This is a genomic window from Massilia sp. 05N420 (assembly GCF_056397205.1).
This window is the reverse complement of the sequence record NZ_JBFTMX010000250.1, coordinates 1-385: the sequence shown is the minus strand read 5'-3', so window position 1 is coordinate 385 and position 385 is coordinate 1. Positions and strand designations below refer to the sequence as shown.

Below are 385 nucleotides of genomic sequence, written 5' to 3'. Positions count from 1 at the left end.
CACTACGCCAGCGCCTGATACCCAATCGGCTTGAACGCCTCACGAACCATTTCCGCGAGTTCGCGGACAGCTTCGGTTGAATGATAAGGATTGCGGCGCAGAACCACACGCGAAGAGTCGACAGGCGGAAAGCCATCGTCTGCCGTCAGCTCCCGACAACCGGGCGGGATATTGCTCCGCGACAGCGTGGTCACTGCGAGGCCCGCGGATGCTGCGTTCTTCAATCCCGAGCTCGTGTCGGCGACAAAGGCGACGCGGTATTTCCGTCCCTGGAGATCGAGCGAACGGAAGGCGAAGTCCCGCGACCATGTGGAATTCCGGTAGGTCGCAATCGGCAGGGGATCGAGATCCTGCAGCCGATGCACCATGGAGGTGACCCACACTG

General features: G+C 61.3%; 1 protein-coding gene. It reads right to left on the bottom strand.

The genetic code is table 11. The annotated features are described in order from the left end of the window. Window positions 1-2: 2 nt before the first annotated feature. Window positions 3-385 (bottom strand): LysR substrate-binding domain-containing protein (locus AC1DIX_RS28195; RefSeq protein WP_477328674.1); only part of this gene is annotated, 383 nt, incomplete at its 5' end.